Raw genomic sequence first — 18,544 nt, forward strand, 5'->3', positions numbered from 1 at the left:
TCTCTTACTCAAGAGATGCTATGAAATCGTCTATGGGTATTGCCATGAAGGTCTCGGTCTTGATGGTACCTCTTGCCATAAGCTCCACAACGGTGTTGGATATGGCTTTCTCATCCTCTGCCTCGACTATGGTCAGGAAATCGAATCTGCCCAGTACGAAGAACTGCTCCAGCACCCTCACCCCTATCTCTTCGAGCTCTTCATTGACCTCTTTTATCCTTTCAGGATGCTTCTTCAATGTCTCTGCACCATGTTCTGTCATTCTTGAAATTATTATGTACTTTGTCATAATTCTCCCCCGTTTTCCCTGTAATTGAAATTCGTTTCCATTTGGATATATAGATTGTGATGTCTCGATAACCGCAAGACTTTCAATCCTTCATTTTCGAATATCCATGTATGGGGGATATCAATGTCATAGCATCGGTAAAAGGATGTGACTCCACCAATTATGTTTCTAATGCTAATTGGTGCATATTCCTTACTCTGTAAGTGCTTTCTGAATCCGCTCAAATGTCTTTTTATTGCTCTTTCACGTGGCAGTATCCCTGACTTGATGTCGTTTTCAGCTTCCGTTAACAGTTCAAGCGGTGTCATGCCTGTGTAATCAGTGTACAGTTTAAAAGCTGATAGGTACGCAGATTCTGTGTTCTTCTTCGGATTAAGTTCATCCATCCACAAGCCAATAGTTTTATCTGTTTTCAGGTATGCTATTTCCCTCGTCTCACATTCCCTCTTATCTTTATATGTTTACGAATAGATATAATGATAAGTTATCAAATGTTTATTCTAAAATAAGGGATAATGAACATCGATATTAATCGAAAACAGGGGTAAACGATGATGTTCTTCCTCACGAAGAAGAGATTCTTAGTACTGCTTTTATTGAAGAGAGGTGATAAATATGGACAAGGGATTTTCAAAAGATCTGAGTGAATTGATGCAGTTCCCCTCTGAGGGAATTTTCAGTACGGTTCTTGCCAAGGATGAAGGCTATAATTATACTCTGATGTGCCTTGCTGCCGGAACGAACATTGATGAACACACATCTACGAAAACAGGAGCGGTTCAGGTACTGAAAGGAAAAGGTATTTTCAGGTTATTCGATAAGGACATCGAAATGAAGGAAGGCACTTTTATTTTCATGCCAGCAAACGCACCTCATTCTCTTAAGGCAGATGAAGATCTGGCAATACTGCTTTGCCTGACAAAATAGACTTGATCAAAGAAAGTGATAAGGAGGTGGGAACGAAGTGGGAAGATGGTGAGAATTGTATCAACCACTTTTCTCTCGACTTTCATTTATTTTTAATATTTATCTCGGAGCACTTTTGAAGCTCTCTTTTTTGTTCCTGCATACATTCTTTTTCCATGATGAAGATTTTGTTCAATTAAAATAACACGAAAATAAAATACATGTTAACGAATGTGCAAAATATCCATTTTTTGGATAAATACTTTCATATAGATTCGTGTGCAGTAATGGTTATAATCCTATTCTAGCAGCAATGGTTATGTTACCTTCCTGGTATACAAGGATTTGACATAATAATCTCTACATCATCAGGTGATCAAAAACCCATGAATTCTGAACTTTTGAAGTATAAGGATGTCTCCATAAGCTATGGTGATAAGGAAGTGTTATCGCACTTCGATTTAGATATTCACAAAGGAGACCGCATCCTCTTGAAAGGCAGGTCTGGTGCAGGCAAATCCACACTTTTGAAGATGCCCATGGGTTTTGCACATCCAACAAACGGTAGTCTCTATTTTAAAGGCGAGCTCCTTGACAGTAATACTGTATGGGATGCAAGGAAAAGGATAGCTTATGTGTCCCAGGACCTCGACATCTATGAAGGCTCTGTGAATGAATTCATAGAGGAGGTATTCTCTTATTCCTTCAACGAAGGAAAACTGGACCGTACCAAGCTTCGAAGGCTGCTTGTATATCTTGGTTTTGAGAAAGATGTTCTTGATATGAATTTCGAGGACTTATCCGGTGGCGAGAAGCAGCGGATAGGTATCATAATGTCAGTGCTCATTGGAAAGGACATCTACCTGCTTGACGAGATTACTTCATCCCTTGATGCTGCATTGAAGGAAAAGGTAGCTAATTATTTCCTGGAACGCAAGGATTGGACCCTGGTGATAATCTCCCATGATGATGTCTGGGAAAAGGAAAATGTGAAAATCTTACCGGTGGGTGTTTGAATGGAAGTCTACGATATTAGTTATCTGTCCCTGGTGGCATGTTTCCTTTTGCTTGCAATTCCTGTTTTTGTAAGTTACTATCTTAAACTCGGGATTATAAAGGAAACATTTGTTTCGGTTTCAAGGATGATCGTGCAACTTGCTTTTGTGGGTGTTTTCCTGACAGTATTGTTTGATCTGAACAATTCTGTGGTGAACCTGTTGTGGTTATTGGTAATGATCCTCATGGCAACCCATACTACAATAAGCGATATCAAACTTGATCTAAAGAAGTTGCTATTACCGACAGCAGTTTCATTTATACTGGGTAATTTCCTAGTACTCCTTTACTTCAATATGTTCGTGGTGAACCTCGAGAACCTTTTTGATGCCCGATTTTTGATACCCATATTCGGAATGTTCCTTGGTAATTCCCTTCGTGGCAATATCATAAGCATTAGCAGCTTTTATAATACTATAAAAAGAAACGAAAATCGTTATCTGTACAGCCTGTCACTGGGTGCAAAGAAACATGAAGCCATCCTTCCCTATGCAAAGAAAAGTCTCAATCTGGCATTGAAACCCTCCATTGCAAATATGTCCACCATCGGTATAGTTGCATTACCGGGAATGATGACCGGTCAGATCATTGCAGGTTCCAGTCCACTTCTTGCAGTCAAGTATCAGATGGCCATAATGGTCGGAATCTATGTTACCACAGTGATGACGGTTGCCATCGGTATATTCATGATGATCCGCTCAAGCTTTGACGACTATGGTATTTTGAAGAAGGATATTTTTAGGTGAATTAATTAAGACAGATATCGGCAACTCCATAAATCGTTAACTATCCATCATAAAATCAAAAGAAGAACAGGTAGATAAACTACCTGTTTAAACAAGGATCATACGGACTTTACGATCGCTTCAGCTATCTTTGCAGCATTCTCGCCGGATTGTAACATACCACCAAAGGTAGGCCCCATTCTCGAAAGACCAAAATGAGTTGCTACCGCCATACCTGTAACCACAAGTCCCGGGAATATCTCAGAAGCATTGTCTGCCACAGCATCTTCGGAATTTTCTACATCCATTCCGGAAAAGCCCTTCATTTCGATCAGACCGCGTTTCTGGAGGGAATTTGCGACAACTGCATCATGACCTGTGGCATCGATAAGACATTTTGCTTCCAGAGCCACGGGATCAACACAGGTGATCGCACGAGGAAGAGCGGAGACCGGAGTCCAGTTAGTTACAGCACCTGCAACACGACCGTTCCTGAGAACAACATCATCGAATTTGTTCATGTTCAACATGAAAACTCCGGCATCACATGCAGCAGAGATTAGTTTTGAACATGCAGAGGGTGCGTCTGCGACATAGAGACCTTCTTGATATTTCTTATACGGGACACCGAGCTGATCAAAGAATCTCTGTGCAGGAGCCCTTACAGTGACCTTGTTCATGAGGTAACCGCCTAACCAGAACCCTCCACCAAAATAATTGTTTGCTTCAAGAACTACAGTTTTTATACCCTTTGAAGCAAGGTCGCGGGCAGCTACCAGACCACTCGGTCCACCACCAACGATTATCACATCGCTTTCAATGTGATCAAGGAAATCTGCTGTAAATTCTTCAACTATCGAACGTGTTATGTCTTTTTCAGTAGCTTTTGCAAATTGATTCATATACCCACCTTTTAAGAGATGATATGCAAATTTGACAGGGACTTTTCCTGTTCTAATCAGATTTAGAGCCAGAATGAGGAATGGTAACAAATATCCGATTAGCATTCGAACATGCGACAACTCCGTTATCTAACTAAACCCTAAATTCACAATAGTGAATTCACAATAGTGAATCGGCAATCTACTATTTACTCATTGCGCTTGATAGTAAAAAGATAAAAAAATAAACCATAATAAAATGGAAAAAAGGAATATAAGACAACAAAAAGAGTAGAACAAAATAATCAGCAAAGCAAAAGCTGATACCAGATCAACAATAGTTCGTAAAATAAAAAATAGTTATAATTCAACAGGTCCCGCAGGACAAGCATCATCCCCGGTCCTCAAACGTCTGCATATATCACATATCTTTGCAGAAACGTTATCGATCTTGCCTTCCTGTATCTCAACTGCCAGACGGGATATCGCCTCTTGTATATCTTCATCGAATGTGATACGGTAACCTCGTTTTTTGGTCAGGTACTGGGAAACGGCTGAAGGCGCCATATCAAAAAGTTTCGCAACTTCCTTTTGAGCAATGCCATTGTTCACAAGTTCAACCGCAAGTGCTGCACGTATCGCAGGAAGAACATCCCATACTACTGCCTGACAAGGAGTTTCCATTTTCATGATAATACCTTCGGACACTTCACAATAACATATAGTTTGCCGTATCTTATATACCTATTCACTATAGTGAAGTTGTTGTAAATTAATCATAGGTTCAAGTTTCGATGATTATGATATTTTGAAGACGGATATTTTCAGGTGAATGAACAGGCTATTTTGCATTTTTTAGATTTACTCATTTTATCTCATTTGTATCTGTTTTGGCAGATTCAGAAGCCCGAATATCTCCCTGTTGGACCTTTATACCTTTAAACAAAAGCCACATACCAATTATTAATTCAAAAAGACCGCTCGGTACATAAAAAATGGTTTGGGTTATCAGCATCATTGCGTATTTGGGTGCCAGAATATACATCAGAGCGTGAATGAAGATAAGTACAAATGAAAGTACTCCAAAGCCGGCTAATATTCTGGGTATATACTTCGATCTGAAAAACAAATAAGAGAATACTATCATATCCATCCCAAGAAATACCATGGGAATGGAAAATAGAACAGTATGTTTGTTGAGAAGAAATCCGACTGGAGCCTGCAACTGCTCTGGTGAAAATGCTGTCAAATATGCTTCTCCATTTAAGATCTGCAAAGCAATAAAAGAGGCAAGCACAATAACCGCCACTATAACCGCCTCTGCCAACTTCAATGAAAGTGCAAGCAAAGCAAGATCCTTGTTTACCGGTTTGAGTATTATATAAAGAGCCAGAGCCAACACTATCAAACCAACAGACATGAATAGCTCGATGGCAATGCCAAGACGAAATAGCAATTCGTTAGCCATGATATTATTGGCCGTCGCCATGACATTTTCTGCAACAATAAGTTTGGAAAGCACAAAAGCCCAGTTAAGTGAAGGAACTATTAAGCTAAATAGGAACATGAAGCCTGCAACTCTTGCAGCTTTATGTTGTGATGTATCGATGATACTGTTTGTCATTTCAATTCATCCTATTTTACTTTGATCTGGTAATTATCTCGTTAATCTCTGTTTTTGCAGACTCGGAATCGATTGCAGATGGATCAAATCCTTTAACAATAAGCCATACTGCAAAAACTATTTCCTGTATGGCTATTGGAATGAATAGAATACCAAGTAGATCAATGCTGAAAGGTTCCAATAAATAATATACCCACAACAGTAAGGCTGCAACAAAACCCCAGCCTGATATCCATCGGGGAACGAGTTTTGATCGATATAATAAATAGTTCAAGATCAGAGCAGATAGTGTAAAAGCAACTGCGAACCCAAACAAAAAGGCCAAATCGACTGCTGCTAGTAATATAGTGCCAAAGGTTTGATAATAGGAAGCATCCAGAGCTCCCGCCTTCACGAAGTCCTGACTTAATGCCAATAGTGTTAGTATGGCGATCACATTAACAGTAAAAAGTACGCCCTCCGCGATCCTAGCACCAGCGTACCCAAGAGCTAAAGCTTCATTATGCTTTTTTAGAATTGGATATATCATAATTCCAATACCAGCAACTGCAACGGCATCGATCAACACAAGGAACGATCCCATTATCACCTGTTTCTCATTTCCAGAAGCAATAGTAAGATAATCTGAAGCACCTAGAATTGGGTCTAATAAAATAACACCAAGTGAGTATGCAACTGTCGCAATTATGAACAATACACCCACAATTATTGCGGTCTTTCTGTTTTCATTCATTTTGTTCTCCCACCATTTCATTATTAAAATAGTCCTGTTCATTTACCTTGCCAGGCATTGTTATTATGTTCCACAGTTAGGACGACATGTCCCTTTTTGTGCCCTGTTTCGACATACCTGTGAGCCTGAACAGCCTGTTCCAGCGGATAACGTCGATCTATGACTACTTTCAGCTTCCCATCCTCAATAAGCTCTCTGAGGAAAATTAGGTCTTCAGCTCTCTCTTTTAAAAGTCCCGATATTGCCTTCTTACTGTTTGTCAGATTAAGCCATATTATTCGAAAAAGCCGTACCAACCCATAGGTAGTAAAAAGATAGATTCCTTCATTCTTTAACGATCTTGTACTACCTGAAAAGGGACTCTTGCCTACGGTGTCAAAAATAATGTCGTAGGTCTCACCGCTTTTGGTAAAATCCTCTTGATTGTAATCAATTACCTTATCGGCTCCCAGAGATTTCACTAATTCTAATTTCCTGGTACTGCACACTCCGGTAACTTCTGCCCCAAAGTGATTGGCAATCTGTACCGCAGCTGAACCTACCCCTCCAGAAGCGCCAAAGATAAGAACTTTTTGTCCGCTCTGAATATTTCCTTTTCTTAGGAAAAACAGTGCAGTCAATGCCCCTTGCTGGACCGCGGCGGCTTCCTCATAGGTCATATTGGCCGGTTTTATTGCCAGAGCCCCGTCTTCAGGCAGACAGATATACTCGGCATAAGCACCTAAACTCATCCCCGTGTATCCAAAAACCGGATCCCCTTTCCTGAAGAGTTTTACATCTTTGCCAACGGCTTCAATTTCCCCGGCTAATTCAGTCCCTAGTATAGGTTTCTTCGGCTTTCTGATACCTGATGCTATTCGCATTAGGAGCCCGAATCCTGGTGGGGCTGTGCAACTTCGCATCCAACAGTCATATTTTGTCACTGTTGTCGCATAAATTCGGATCAATACTTCATTGTCCTTTGGAGTAGGTTTATCCACCTCTTTGAGATGAAGAACTTCATGTGGCCCGTATTTTTCATACACAATTGCTTTCATCAGTATTCCTCCAAATTTACTTTGATTTTATCATGTTATCTCGTCTATATCTGTTCTGGCAGACCTAGAATCGATTGCAGATGGATTGAATCCTTTAACGATAAGCCATATCGAGAGCATGATTTCAGCCACAGCAATAGGAAGGGCAAAAATGAGCTCCAATCCCATTTCCGAAATTCCAGTAAACATGTCAATATTAGTCAGCACAGAACCAGTTAACAAAGCTATAGCAGCAATAAAACCCCAGGCCGATATAAATCGTGGAACAAGATTTGATTTATACAATACAGAATAAAGCATCAAGGATCCTAAAGCAAAAACGATATGATAGATCAGTCCTTGTGTGCCGGCCCAATGATCAACTGACTGTATTGAGCTGCCTATGTATTGAAAATATGAAGCATCCATCCCTCCTTTATTCAAATAATCCTGACTTAAATTGACCAGTAACAGCTTACTGATATAAGCAACACTTAAGAGCGCAGCCTCAAACAATCTGAAAACGACATACCCCAGGGCTAAGGCTTCATTGTGTTTTTTTAAGATGGGAAACAGGAATACTGATAAGAGAACTACTGCAGGAACACCTGTAAACTCTAGCAGTATCCCAATTATCACAACTATTCTATTTGGATAAGCATTATCCAGGTAATCCGGAGAATCTAAAATGGGTTTGTAAAGAGCTTCTCCAAGAAAAAGCATAACGATCGCAAATATAAACAATACACCCACAATTATTGCGGTCTTTCTGTTTGGATCAATTTTTACATCTTTTGCTTCCATCTAATACCGCTCCCCCTTTTTAAATGGGGATAGATGACTATTTAGCATTTTTGGATGTGTTTGACTTTGTAGAAATCCAGCTACTATAAAATTTCAGGACATTGATGTGGTAGGCCTTATGAAAGAAAACATTTCATTTTTTATTATATTAACTTGAATATTTCGCCATGTTGTTAAATAGAAGGACTGAAATACTTTAAATAGGGAGATCATAAATATGACATATAAATTAGCATGTGCAGATGTAGGGGTTACTTGTCCTTTTGTTGCTGAAGGAAAAACCATGGATGAAATGATGGAAGTTGCTATAAAGCACGTCAAAGCAGAGCATGGTTATACTGATGAACAAATAAACGATCCTGAAACTCAAAAAGAAATTAAAGCAGCAGTCAAGAAGGAATAAAATCAAATGTTGTAAAACGGGGTGACTTGTCTATAACAGGGAAGTCACTTCCGAATACAAATAGTTCTTTTAATTCAACTTCCAATTTTATACTCTTCCACTCGCCTGCACTTATAAGATTCATCATTCGCCATTTTTCCGTTATTTAATTAAAAAAGCTTTTGATGAGAGGGAAATGCTTCACAGCACAATCTGATGCGCCCACGATTTGATAAAAAGTAGAACTTTCTTTTAGCATTCTTCGTTCTTTGGCATTTCATCTTCATTATTATTCATCCTATCCAGGAGTGCATTTGCTTCCCAAATACTCATTTCTCCAATTGGAAAAATGTCCTGAATATTTCGATGGAATCCAGGAAGTCCTGTTTGCCCATTAGCTCCCTGCTTGAATGCATTGCCAACATCGGCACTCCCACATCTACCACATGAACAGGCACATATTTACTGAGCAACGGACCCAGGGTCTTCCCTCCTGGTTGATTCGAATGGTTCACAAATTTCTGATATTTCACACCGGCCTTGTCACACAGTTGTTGGAAAGCTGCAATTGTCTCCACTTCCGATGCATAGGAACGATTGCCACTGATCTTAATGGTCATTCCTTTGTTCATTACAGGCTTGTTGGTGATATCGTTCTTTTCACTGTAATTGGGATGGAAGGCGTGAGCACCATCAGCCGAAATTACAAAGGAGCTCATCATTTGACGGGCGAATTGTTGTTCCGTTCTTGCTATTCCCATACGGACCTTTTGCAAAATTATGCTTAGCATCATGGAGTCAGCACCTTGCTTTGTCATGGAGCCGATCTCTTCATTATCCATCAATGCCACCATGTTGATCCCTTCCTCGTGCTTTGATTCTACAAGAGCTCCTATGGAAGCATACACCATGGACAGATTATCGATTCTCGGACAGGAGATGAATTCCTCTTTAGCTCCCACTAACATACCTTCTTCGCTACAATAGATATTCAGATCCATGTCCAGAATGTTCTCACGATCGACTCCAGCTTCCTCCGCAACCAGATTCAGCAGATAATCGTCCTTGATCTCATCTTCGATCAATTGGGTTAAAAAAGGTTGCATTTCTTTTTGTACCTTGATCTCCACACCATTATTGACCTCGCGGTTCATATGAATGGCAAGATTTGGGATGATGAGTATCGGTCTTTGAAAATCCAAGTGGATCACTTTCGGCTTGAGCACCTCATCAGATTTTACCGCTATTCTTCCGGCGATGGATAAAGGACGGTCAAACCATGTATTCAAGATCGGTCCACCGTAGCTCTCCACATTCAGTGTCAACATTCCTTCACTGTTCACCTCAGGATTTGGCTTGATCCGAAATCCAGGACTATCCGTATGTGCAGCGATCATCTTCACACCTGTTGTCAGATTGTCATCGCTTCCGATAGTAAAGCCCACCAACATGGAAGGATAGGGTGTGAGATAGTATTTCCCTGACGCATTCAACGTCCATAGCTCATTCATTTCCAACTCAACAAAACCTTCAGCGTCCAGACGTTCCCTTATGGCATCCACCGTTTGAACAGGTGTTGTCGCTTTTTTCATAAATCCAAAAAAATCATTGATATAATCCACATTTGCCATACTTACCACCTTTCTCAAAACTTTTTTTTTCTATTTGTTGAACATATTAAACAATTGATGACTTTTATACATGCTTTTTATTTTCAACAAGAAAGATACTAAGTGTATATAAGTGAATTTGTGAAATAATCTCTTTAATAACTTCAATGAACATTTTACTATCATGTTCATGCTGATTCTTTAGAAAGTTCGTTTTTTCCCTAGGGATAGCTGTATCCAAAATACTAATTAATCAATCCCTCCTACTATAAGTGGGGAGGCGATATTAAGTGGAAGAAAAAGACAAGAAATTATTGCGTGCTCAGGCACGGGTAAAGGAACTTAAAAACTTCTATAACCACCTAATACTATATTTGGTGATAATGGGTCTGCTAATTTTCATCGACTATTCTGATGGAGGAAACTGGTGGGTTCAATGGCCGATTATTGGATGGGGGATTTTTGTAGTAATACAAGGTATTAATGTGAGCAAATTCGGAAAGAATTGGGAAGACAAAAAGATTAAAGAGATTATGGAAAAAGACGAAGAATAAATCACTCGACTATAAAAGCTAGATATTATTCAGTAGAACAATTAAAAACACCATATCATCTTTTTCTGTGAATGAATATTGTGTAGTCAATTTATATTGATAGTTTCTCTTTTTGCCCTTTCAATTTGCATTACTGTTAATGTTTTTAAGAAAAGTTCGGTTTTTGACGTTACCTATATCCCATTTTTGATATGAGATTGGTATAATCTGAACCAACTGAAGATGAAAATAATTATGAACTGACAGTTGAGACAAATACTAGTCAGTCAATATTCATAATTGGACTTATTTTTGCATTGCTGGTACTTATATTGGTACTGTATAAGAATAGGAAATGATTGAGATGGGGATACTACCCCCATTGTAATACCATAACTATATCCCATTCTTTGAAGAAAATGCTGAAGCTGATAAAGCAGTTAGCTTGAATGCTTATATTCGGGAAAGATTGGAGATGTGGGGAACTGTTACTTAATGGGGAATACTAGTTTATAAAATTCATAATTTCCCTAAATAAAGGAAAATAACTAAAGAAAAAGAAGAATGTTAGTAATATATTTTATCCAATGAGTTCCTCAACATTATTGCGATCTTCCCTTCTTTTAAGGTATCTGTCACATTGCTGCAGTCTATCATACCCAAGCATTATTCCAAGAATAAAATCCTCTTCATCTGTATAATTCGAAAGACTTTTATTTCCTATTTTTCTGACTATATTGATGCATTTTTCATTCCCAAAGAATACGTTTATATTCTTTTGTGAAGCTGGAATAATCAGATAATTAACATTCTTTTTTTCAAGCAGTTTTACGATATCCGGCTCATGGCAAGAATTTGCAGTATGAAGAATGAGATGTCTAAGCCCTTTTTTATACTCATATAGATGGTGCCTCAAAACTTGCATACCTTCCGGAATGTGGACTCTCAATACTTTTTCATCATTTGTCTTTTTCATATATTGACTCCATCTAAAAATTTTATGTATACTGTTGCTTTTAATTAGTGTTTATTTCTAACTCATTTTTGGCAAATCTGTTCAATTTCACACTCTGAAATTCTTGAAACGCTGGTGTGTTCTTCTTGACAATTTCCATCTCATACTTTGAGCCTGTTTAATTAATGGATTTTCTTAGTTTGCAGAGAAAATAAAAGATATCATACAACACGTTAGAGAAGGCTATTCTACATGGTGTAAATTGCAGATTTTCCTAAGAAGCAAATATGATGATTATATGTTCATGTCGCATGATAGCAGATTCTATAATGTGTTTGTAATATTTATAACTATTGTAATAACTAATAAATATAGGTGCGACTAATTCACAATTTAACACATTCCTAAAAAGAAAGATAAACTAATGACTAGATTTGAGTTAATCATACTAAAAAATAAAAAATAAAATCTTTTCAAATTAAAATTTAATTCTATGACTAATGAATTATGTAAAGTTCGGTTTTTGACGTTACCTATAACCCATTCTCGATATTAGATTGGCATAATTCTAAGCAATTTTCCATTGGTCGATAGTGAGTCTAAGCTTTGGCTCTGAAAATTTCTTATTTTTTCTGCTAACCGAAAACAATATACAAATATAAACCTTAGATAAGCACGTTAAAATCCTTCTTATTCTCAAAAACGAAAGTGATCTAATGAAGTACATCAAGCAATTCGCCATTATTCTGATCATGTGCTTTCTGGGCGATTTCCTGCACAGCTCCCTGAATCTACCCATACCAGGTAACGTGATGGGGATGCTGGCTCTGCTAGTGTTTCTGCTGACCGGGATCGTGAAGTTGCCAATGATCGAGGAGACCACCAATTTCATGCTCAAGCACCTGTCGTTCTTCTTCGTACCTGCAGGTGTGGCTCTGATAACCTGTTTCACCCTGCTGGAAGGGAAATGGGCTGCTCTTATCTTCATATCCTTTGTATCCACTGTGATAATTGCTGTTGTCACAGGTATGACCATCCAGATAATGATGCGCAGGAGGCAGGCAAATGATTGATGTCTTCGCCAATCCACTTTTTGGTATCGCCATCACACTGCTGACCTTTCAGGCAGGCAGTGTACTCTACAAAAAGCTGAACTATTCATTCCTGAATCCGCTGGTGGTCAGCACCTTTTTGATAATCGCATTCCTGCTGATATTCCACGTATCCTTTGATGAATACAACGCAGGAGGGAGTGTCATATCCTTTTTCCTGGGTCCTGCAACCGTGATCCTTGCGGTTCCACTGTACAGGAAGATAAGCCTGCTTAAGGAAAACGCCATTGCTATTGTCACCGGCATTACCCTGGGCTCTGCTGCGGGAATCACAAGTATAATCCTCATGTGTAAGGCGTTCGGTCTGGACGAGATGATAAGCACATCCCTTGTTCCGAAATCAGTAACAACCCCCATTGGAATCGAACTGTCAACTCAGCTCGGAGGCCTGCCAGCCATCACCATAGCAGGAATAGTCGTCACTGGAATAGTGGGAGCTGTAATGGGACCTGCAATATGTAAATTCTTCAGAATAGAGGACAAGGTCGCTGTAGGAATCGCAATAGGTACTTCATCCCATGCCCTTGGAACCACCAAGGCAGTGGAAATAGGTGAGACCGAAGGAGCCATGAGCAGTCTTGCCATCGGTATCGCAGGACTGGTAACAGTTATCCTTGCGCCCCTGCTCGTTAAATTGCTAATGTGACATTGCTGGTGTGAAGTACATCAAATGAAACTCATGTGGTGATTCTCTTATACAGCAGAGGCAGCAGCTCCGGTAGCATCTGAGCATCGTCAATAATGGTGTAACCAATATCGGAGAAGATATTATCCAGATACTCTCCTGGCTCAGTGTCCACGGTTATACAGAAGAAATTGATGTTTTGCTCGTGTCCTTCCTGAATAGAAATTTTTGTATCCTCCTCAGCCATGAATCCCTGATAGTTCTCCTCTCCACGGGCACTATCGTAGGGTTCGCCATCAGAGAGCAATATGATTATCTTTGTTTTTGCACTGACCTGCTCAAGTTTCCTTATGGAATGGCGAATTGCAGGTCCAAGACGGGTATTGGAGGCAGGCTCCAGCAGACTTAGCCTGCGGGACACATTGTCTGACAGTTCCTCATCAAAGTCCTTGAGAATAAAATACTCCACATCCTCACGGCTATGTCCTGAAAAAGCGTATGCCGCATAACTGTCGCCGATGCTCTCAAGGGCTTGGAGCATGATTATGAGTGCGTCCTTTTCCACATCAAGAATGGACCTGCCTGTCTGATCCAGCACCTTCTGGGTGGAAGCGCTCACATCAATAAGGAAGAGTGTTGCAACATCCCTCTCCTGTTTATCCCACCTGATGTACAGATTTTCATCCGGATTGATCCCGCATCTTCTTTCTATAATGGCATCAATAAAAGCATCAATATCTATTTCCGTGCCGTCTGTCTGTTTCTTCAACTTGTGGAAAGCCTCTGGTCTCATCCTGCCAAATACGCTCTTGATAAGGGCTATCTCGTTGCTGTAGCGCTCCATTGCATCAGCATAGTAATCCGCAGAACCGCCAATAGTCTCTATCTCATTTACAGTACACCAGTCGGACTTATAGTCGCCTATTGTAGCGTCCCACTCGTCATATTTGTAGCTGCCAATTATCTTCCGGTTCTTATCCATGGAAGATCTTGATTCTTTCTCCTCCCCTTCCTGTGGTCTTTCCTCTTCAGATGTCAGGTCGGTCTCGGTATCCGGAATGAAATTCTTGATTATATTGTCGTATGATTTGGTGAACAACGCTTCATTTTGGGCGTATGCACCAATACCAACACCCCGGTACTCTATATTCCTGAGCAGCTGATATTCCAGTTCACCCAAAGGCCCATATTCTGAATCAAGCATTGTATATATCTCAAAAGCAGCCTCCAACGAGTTCAGGATAGTAGAATCAGAAACCAGTACATACTTTTCCAGCAACGAGCCTGCCATCTTAAGAAGAGTCTTAGTCCCATTACTCAAATCATGATCTGGATACTTCCCCGTGGATATCCACAGCAAGGCATCCATGAACTCCTCAATATTTCCATCCGGCTTTTCCCTCTCCATGAGCATCTGCTGTCTGATACTCTCAAGGTCCTGCCGAACTCCCCTGTACATATCCATGATAAGGAACTCGATCCTCGCATCTTCCAGCACTCCCAATATGCTTGCAGCAATAATCTGGTTTGGGAACATGGATATTATGTCAGAGATATCCACAGGATCTTCCGCATCCATTTTGGATATGAATTTACCGTATCTCTCACTTTCATTTTCGTATTCCTTGTTGATGCCTGCCAACAATTTTGAAACATCACGGAGTGGGACTTCCATTGAACTGAACTTTACATGACCGACCTCGTGCATCATGCTCAGTTTATATATCCTGAAATTGTCCTCGAAATCACCAAATATGCTGAGTTTTGGTGTCAGATAAATGGTATTCCCTGCAACTATTGGGTTGATGGTATCCTGTTCATCCTTTATCTGCAGGACATTTCTGGACCTTATCCTGAAATTAACTCCCGAGAGTCCCAATGCATAGTAACGCAGAACTGTAGTGATATTTTTAAGAGCGACAGAACCCGTAAGTTCCTCTGCATAATCCTTTGAACCCCTCGATGTAAGGGTAAAATATGTCTTTCCTGAAGCCGGATTTTCCTGAATTAACTCTATTCCGTACAGCGCCCATTTCTCAAGTTCGCTGGTATTGAGTTCATCCAGAAGCAATGGGGAATGTGAGAAATATTCCAGTGCAAGTTCCTTATTCTGGTCGTAGACCTTGATGCCGATTCCAGCCCATTTCCTGATGTCTCCAATTTCGATATTCTCAAGTGCAGCAGGTAAATTCTCAAAAAAAGCAGCAGTAAGTGACCAGTCTTTTTCCAGCAACATGCCTGCTGTTTTGAAGATATCAGCATGATTGCCATGTCTCACTTTTTCCAGAGACAACGCTGAGTTTGTGTAATATGCCGAAGCAAGGTCGGAATTTTCCTTTGCGATGATAGTGCCGATATCCACCCATTTGCAGAATAGATGGCTATTCAGTAGTCTATAGGTAACTACACAATTCTCAAAATATGATTCCACACATTCAAAATTGACCGCAGCAAGTTTTATTCCCTCATCTATCAAATACAATCTTTCTGTTTTGGTCAAAGAAAGCGAAGTATTTGCCAGTCCCTTGAGACTGCCATGAATAAAGAAACGGAATGACTGTTTATCGTGGAATAATTTGTCTGCTCCTCTCTCTGCCCATTCACGAAGCTCAGTTATTTCAAAAGTATCGAGCAAATCGTGGCTTCTGTTAAAATACGCTACAGCAGCATCTCCGCCAACCTTTGCTATATATTCAGCTACATTTATCCAGTGGTCAAATTCCTCATCATTGAGTTTGATAATAACCTGTGGTGAATTTCTGAACAATGCAGATCTGAGGGATTCGTTCTTTGTCTGGAAATCGATCAATGACTGAATCAGCTTTTTTCTTCTTTCGGGAGAAATGAGTGGTAGCACTTCCCTGCTTGTATTTATGATATCGACAGCAGTGATCCAGTGTTTCTTGCTGACCCCTGTCAGCATATCGCAAAAGAGTATGAAATCTTCATTTGAAAGGTGGGAAAGCATATATGGAAGATTCTCAAAATATGCCTCTGCAACCTTTATATTACTATCAGAGAACTCTTTACCTATTGCAACAAGCTCCGAGAACCTGTCAGATTCTGTGGATGCTACCAATTCCCCTGTGAATTTACAGAAAGCAACTGCAAGCCACTTGTTCTTCTTTGCCAGAGATATTTCCATATTCGTCCAGTTCTCAAGCAGTTCGATACCGCCCTTTCTGAGTATCGGGACAGAGGAATCGAAGAAACCCTCACAGCACGAGATGCTCAGATTGGAAACCTTATTTGCTATGAATGTCCATTTCCTGAACCTTTCTCTTCCTGTCAGGGTATATATCTGGGGTGAGACTGCAAGGTAAGAAAGAAGAACTCTATTGCCCTTGTCCAGTATCCACTTCCCTGGACTCAGGATGGTTTCCAGTTCATCATCCGAAAATCCATGGAGCTGCTCTGCTATGCATTTATTATCTTCTGATGCAAGGCTTGGAAACTTTTTCTCCAGTAGGTGAACAAGCTGTTTCTCTACTGTAATATGTATTTCACTATCTTTTAGCAAAGTCTTGTCTCACTCCAGTATTGCGGAAATTATCTCTTCAATACTCCTTTGCAGGTCTGGATTATCTGTAATGGGTCTTACCATTGATGTGCTGCATGCTTCCTTGGGTTCTATGCCCTCGTGGATGAGTTTTCCGGCATATATTAGCAGACGTGTACTGACCCCTTCTTCGAGTCCATGGTGCTTGAAATTTCTTATACTCTGGCCGATCTCCACAAGTAATCCTGCCATCTCTTCATCAACACCGCTCTCATGGGCAACTATCTGTCTCTCTATCTCAGCCGGAGGATAATCGAATTCCATTGCAACGAACCTTTGCCTCGTACTTTGCTTCAGGTCTTTTACAACACTCTGGTAGCCTGGGTTATAGGATATTGCCAACATGAATTCAGGCGAAGCTTTCAGTATGATACCAAGCTTATCTATTGGGATCATGCGCCTGTCATCTGTTAGCGGGTGGATGACAACTATGGTATCCTTCCTGGCTTCTACCACTTCATCAAGATAGCATATAGCTCCGCTTTTGACAGCCTTGGTGAGAGGTCCGTCATTCCATTCCACGGATTCGCCTTTGATAAGGAACCTTCCCACAAGGTCTGTTGCCGTAAGATCCTCGTGACATGAAACAGTGATCAATGGACGGCTCAGTTTATAGGCCATGTACTCCATGAAGCGTGTCTTCCCACAACCTGTAGGTCCTTTCAGGTTCACAGGCAGCTGATTTTTGTAGGCTGCTGTGAATATTTCCACCTCATTGCCGACCGGAACGTAGTAGGGCTCCTCTTCGATCAGGTATTCCTCAACAGGTAACTCCTCGGATAAAGTACATTCTAGCGCCATAAAAATCACTCCTTTTTCGATACTACTAATATTTTTTTCTCTTACTTATATCTGCTCTGCAGCAGGCCTTATATATAAAAATAGCATTATATATTCCATGAGCTTTTTGCAGCCAGAACTCATTATCGAATTAGCCAAGGCTCTTATACTGGGCTTCACTGTGGGTATATCTGCCGCAATGATCCCGGGCCCAATGATGTTCACAACAGTTGGTATAGCTCTTAAAAAAGGCTGGAGGACTGGTCTTTTCGTATTTACAGGACATGCTTTTGTGGAATCTTTGATATTCCTTCTGATCCTTGTCGGTGTAGCTGCTTTTATCGGAGAACAAGTGATCTCATACATGGCTATTATAGGTGGAATAGTTATGCTGCTGTTTGGCCTATTTCTCATAAAGAGCGCAAAGGAAGTGTCTGCCGTTGATATTTCAGAATCTGCCAGTAAGATGGATATCTGCTCTGCCCCTGTTTCTGCAGGTGTTTTGACAACTGCCCTGAATCCCGCTGTACTTATCTGGTGGCTAACAGCCGGTAGCTCCATTCTCCTTCAGGCATATCTGGTGGGTATCTTTGCCGTTCTTGCTTTTGCTATTGGACACTGGATTGCAGACCTAGGTGTGCTGGTAGCTGTTTCTTCTTCCTGTTCAAAAGGAAAAGAAATGATGTCCAGGCGTGCACATGAACGGATCCTGTATCTGTGCGGTGGATTGCTGGCAATTTTTGGATTCTGGTTTCTGTTCAACTATAACAGTTTTTCCTCTATGATATGATCCTTCATTTATATTGACCGTATCCCACTGCATGACAGGAAATAAATCAGTCCTGTGGAGCAAGAGTTAAATAATGCTAGCTGAAACATCTTTCTATAAATTATTCTATTTTTCATGCATGGAAGATAGTCTATTCATCAACTTTCAGAAACAACAGGGGTACA

The 18,544-nt window shown here is 40.3% G+C and carries 21 protein-coding genes; 8 read left to right on the plus strand and 13 right to left on the minus strand.

The genetic code is table 11. The features are described from left to right. Positions 1–4: 4 nt before the first annotated feature. Together V7O66_RS03705 and V7O66_RS03710 are read right to left on the minus strand one after the other, a co-directional pair. Positions 5–289, minus strand: a complete 285-nt coding sequence (locus tag V7O66_RS03705) for a GYD domain-containing protein (RefSeq protein WP_406661629.1) — start codon at positions 287–289, stop codon at positions 5–7. Then, on the minus strand, positions 286–675 hold the full coding sequence (locus V7O66_RS03710) for a hypothetical protein (RefSeq protein ID WP_406661630.1): 390 nt from the start codon (positions 673–675) through the stop codon (positions 286–288). The genes V7O66_RS03705 and V7O66_RS03710 overlap by 4 nt, the downstream gene beginning before the upstream one ends. A 229-nt stretch (positions 676–904) precedes the next feature. On the opposite strand from V7O66_RS03710, the gene V7O66_RS03715 reads away from it, so the two are divergent. The 3 genes from V7O66_RS03715 (at position 905) to V7O66_RS03725 (ending at position 2,997) form a co-directional block, all read left to right on the plus strand. After that, positions 905–1,216, plus strand: coding sequence for a cupin domain-containing protein (locus V7O66_RS03715; RefSeq protein WP_406661631.1), 312 nt, complete (start codon positions 905–907; stop codon positions 1,214–1,216). A 365-nt stretch (positions 1,217–1,581) separates the two neighbouring features. Continuing rightward, entirely contained in the window at positions 1,582–2,211 is a 630-nt protein-coding gene (locus V7O66_RS03720; protein ID WP_406661632.1) for an ATP-binding cassette domain-containing protein, read from the plus strand. Further along, on the plus strand, positions 2,212–2,997 hold the full coding sequence (locus V7O66_RS03725) for an ABC transporter permease (protein ID WP_406661633.1): 786 nt from the start codon (positions 2,212–2,214) through the stop codon (positions 2,995–2,997). 98 nt (positions 2,998–3,095) lie between these two features. On the opposite strand, the gene V7O66_RS03730 is transcribed toward V7O66_RS03725, so the two are convergent. The 6 genes from V7O66_RS03730 to V7O66_RS03755 all read right to left on the minus strand — a co-directional run bounded on the left by V7O66_RS03730 (position 3,096) and on the right by V7O66_RS03755 (position 8,034). Then, positions 3,096–3,878, minus strand: coding sequence for a sulfide-dependent adenosine diphosphate thiazole synthase (locus V7O66_RS03730; protein ID WP_406661634.1), 783 nt, complete (start codon positions 3,876–3,878; stop codon positions 3,096–3,098). A gap of 339 nt (positions 3,879–4,217) precedes the next feature. After that, the gene (locus V7O66_RS03735; protein ID WP_406662566.1) at positions 4,218–4,541 is read right to left on the minus strand and encodes a transcriptional regulator; all 324 of its coding nucleotides are present in this window, start codon (positions 4,539–4,541) and stop codon (positions 4,218–4,220) included. 181 nt (positions 4,542–4,722) lie between these two features. Next, entirely contained in the window at positions 4,723–5,481 is a 759-nt protein-coding gene (locus V7O66_RS03740) for a DUF4386 domain-containing protein (RefSeq protein ID WP_406661635.1), read from the minus strand. Between the two features lie 16 nt (positions 5,482–5,497). Beyond that, positions 5,498–6,214, minus strand: a complete 717-nt coding sequence (locus V7O66_RS03745; RefSeq protein WP_406661636.1) for a DUF4386 domain-containing protein — start codon at positions 6,212–6,214, stop codon at positions 5,498–5,500. A 38-nt stretch (positions 6,215–6,252) separates the two neighbouring features. Then, positions 6,253–7,251, minus strand: a complete 999-nt coding sequence (locus V7O66_RS03750) for an NAD(P)-dependent alcohol dehydrogenase (RefSeq protein WP_406661637.1) — start codon at positions 7,249–7,251, stop codon at positions 6,253–6,255. Positions 7,252–7,281: 30 nt separating this feature from the next. After that, positions 7,282–8,034, minus strand: a complete 753-nt coding sequence (locus V7O66_RS03755) for a DUF4386 domain-containing protein (protein WP_406661638.1) — start codon at positions 8,032–8,034, stop codon at positions 7,282–7,284. Positions 8,035–8,251: 217 nt separating this feature from the next. Between V7O66_RS03755 and V7O66_RS03760 the strand changes: the two genes are divergently transcribed. Next, a complete protein-coding gene (locus tag V7O66_RS03760; RefSeq protein ID WP_406661639.1) occupies positions 8,252–8,437 on the plus strand; it encodes a DUF1059 domain-containing protein in 186 nt (61 codons plus the stop codon). Here V7O66_RS03760 and V7O66_RS03765 read toward each other — a convergent pair. Both V7O66_RS03765 and V7O66_RS03770 read right to left on the minus strand, forming a co-directional pair. After that, positions 8,424–8,564, minus strand: coding sequence for a hypothetical protein (locus V7O66_RS03765; RefSeq protein ID WP_406661640.1), 141 nt, complete (start codon positions 8,562–8,564; stop codon positions 8,424–8,426). The genes V7O66_RS03760 and V7O66_RS03765 overlap by 14 nt on opposite strands. Positions 8,565–8,745: 181 nt before the next feature. Continuing rightward, positions 8,746–10,047, minus strand: a complete 1,302-nt coding sequence (locus V7O66_RS03770; RefSeq protein WP_406661641.1) for a M18 family aminopeptidase — start codon at positions 10,045–10,047, stop codon at positions 8,746–8,748. 269 nt (positions 10,048–10,316) lie between these two features. Between V7O66_RS03770 and V7O66_RS03775 the strand changes: the two genes are divergently transcribed. Further along, positions 10,317–10,580: a 2TM domain-containing protein gene (locus tag V7O66_RS03775; protein ID WP_406661642.1), complete on the plus strand. Its 264-nt coding sequence runs from the start codon at positions 10,317–10,319 to the stop codon at positions 10,578–10,580. Positions 10,581–11,139: 559 nt separating this feature from the next. On the opposite strand, the gene V7O66_RS03780 is transcribed toward V7O66_RS03775, so the two are convergent. Beyond that, on the minus strand, positions 11,140–11,535 hold the full coding sequence (locus V7O66_RS03780; RefSeq protein WP_406661643.1) for a DUF2023 family protein: 396 nt from the start codon (positions 11,533–11,535) through the stop codon (positions 11,140–11,142). Positions 11,536–12,230: 695 nt separating this feature from the next. Here V7O66_RS03780 and V7O66_RS03785 point away from each other — a divergent pair. Together V7O66_RS03785 and V7O66_RS03790 are read left to right on the plus strand one after the other, a co-directional pair. Further along, positions 12,231–12,587, plus strand: coding sequence for a CidA/LrgA family protein (locus V7O66_RS03785; RefSeq protein WP_406661644.1), 357 nt, complete (start codon positions 12,231–12,233; stop codon positions 12,585–12,587). Beyond that, complete coding sequence (locus tag V7O66_RS03790) at positions 12,580–13,272, plus strand: LrgB family protein (protein WP_406661645.1); 693 nt, start codon at positions 12,580–12,582, stop codon at positions 13,270–13,272. The genes V7O66_RS03785 and V7O66_RS03790 overlap by 8 nt, the downstream gene beginning before the upstream one ends. 31 nt (positions 13,273–13,303) lie before the next feature. Here V7O66_RS03790 and V7O66_RS03795 read toward each other — a convergent pair whose 3' ends face one another. Continuing rightward, positions 13,304–16,771 carry a nitric oxide reductase activation protein NorD gene (locus V7O66_RS03795; protein ID WP_406661646.1) on the minus strand — a complete coding sequence of 1,156 codons (3,468 nt, stop codon included), beginning with the start codon at positions 16,769–16,771 and terminating at the stop codon, positions 13,304–13,306. Between the two features lie 9 nt (positions 16,772–16,780). Beyond that, a complete protein-coding gene (locus V7O66_RS03800) occupies positions 16,781–17,611 on the minus strand; it encodes a CbbQ/NirQ/NorQ/GpvN family protein (protein WP_406661647.1) in 831 nt (276 codons plus the stop codon). A 97-nt stretch (positions 17,612–17,708) separates the two neighbouring features. On the opposite strand from V7O66_RS03800, the gene V7O66_RS03805 reads away from it, so the two are divergent. Then, positions 17,709–18,380, plus strand: coding sequence for a LysE family translocator (locus tag V7O66_RS03805; protein WP_406661648.1), 672 nt, complete (start codon positions 17,709–17,711; stop codon positions 18,378–18,380). Positions 18,381–18,544 lie beyond the last annotated feature (164 nt).

It is taken from the genome of Methanolobus sp. ZRKC3 (genome assembly GCF_045291275.1).
In the GTDB taxonomy this organism is placed as follows: Archaea; Halobacteriota; Methanosarcinia; order Methanosarcinales; family Methanosarcinaceae; genus Methanolobus.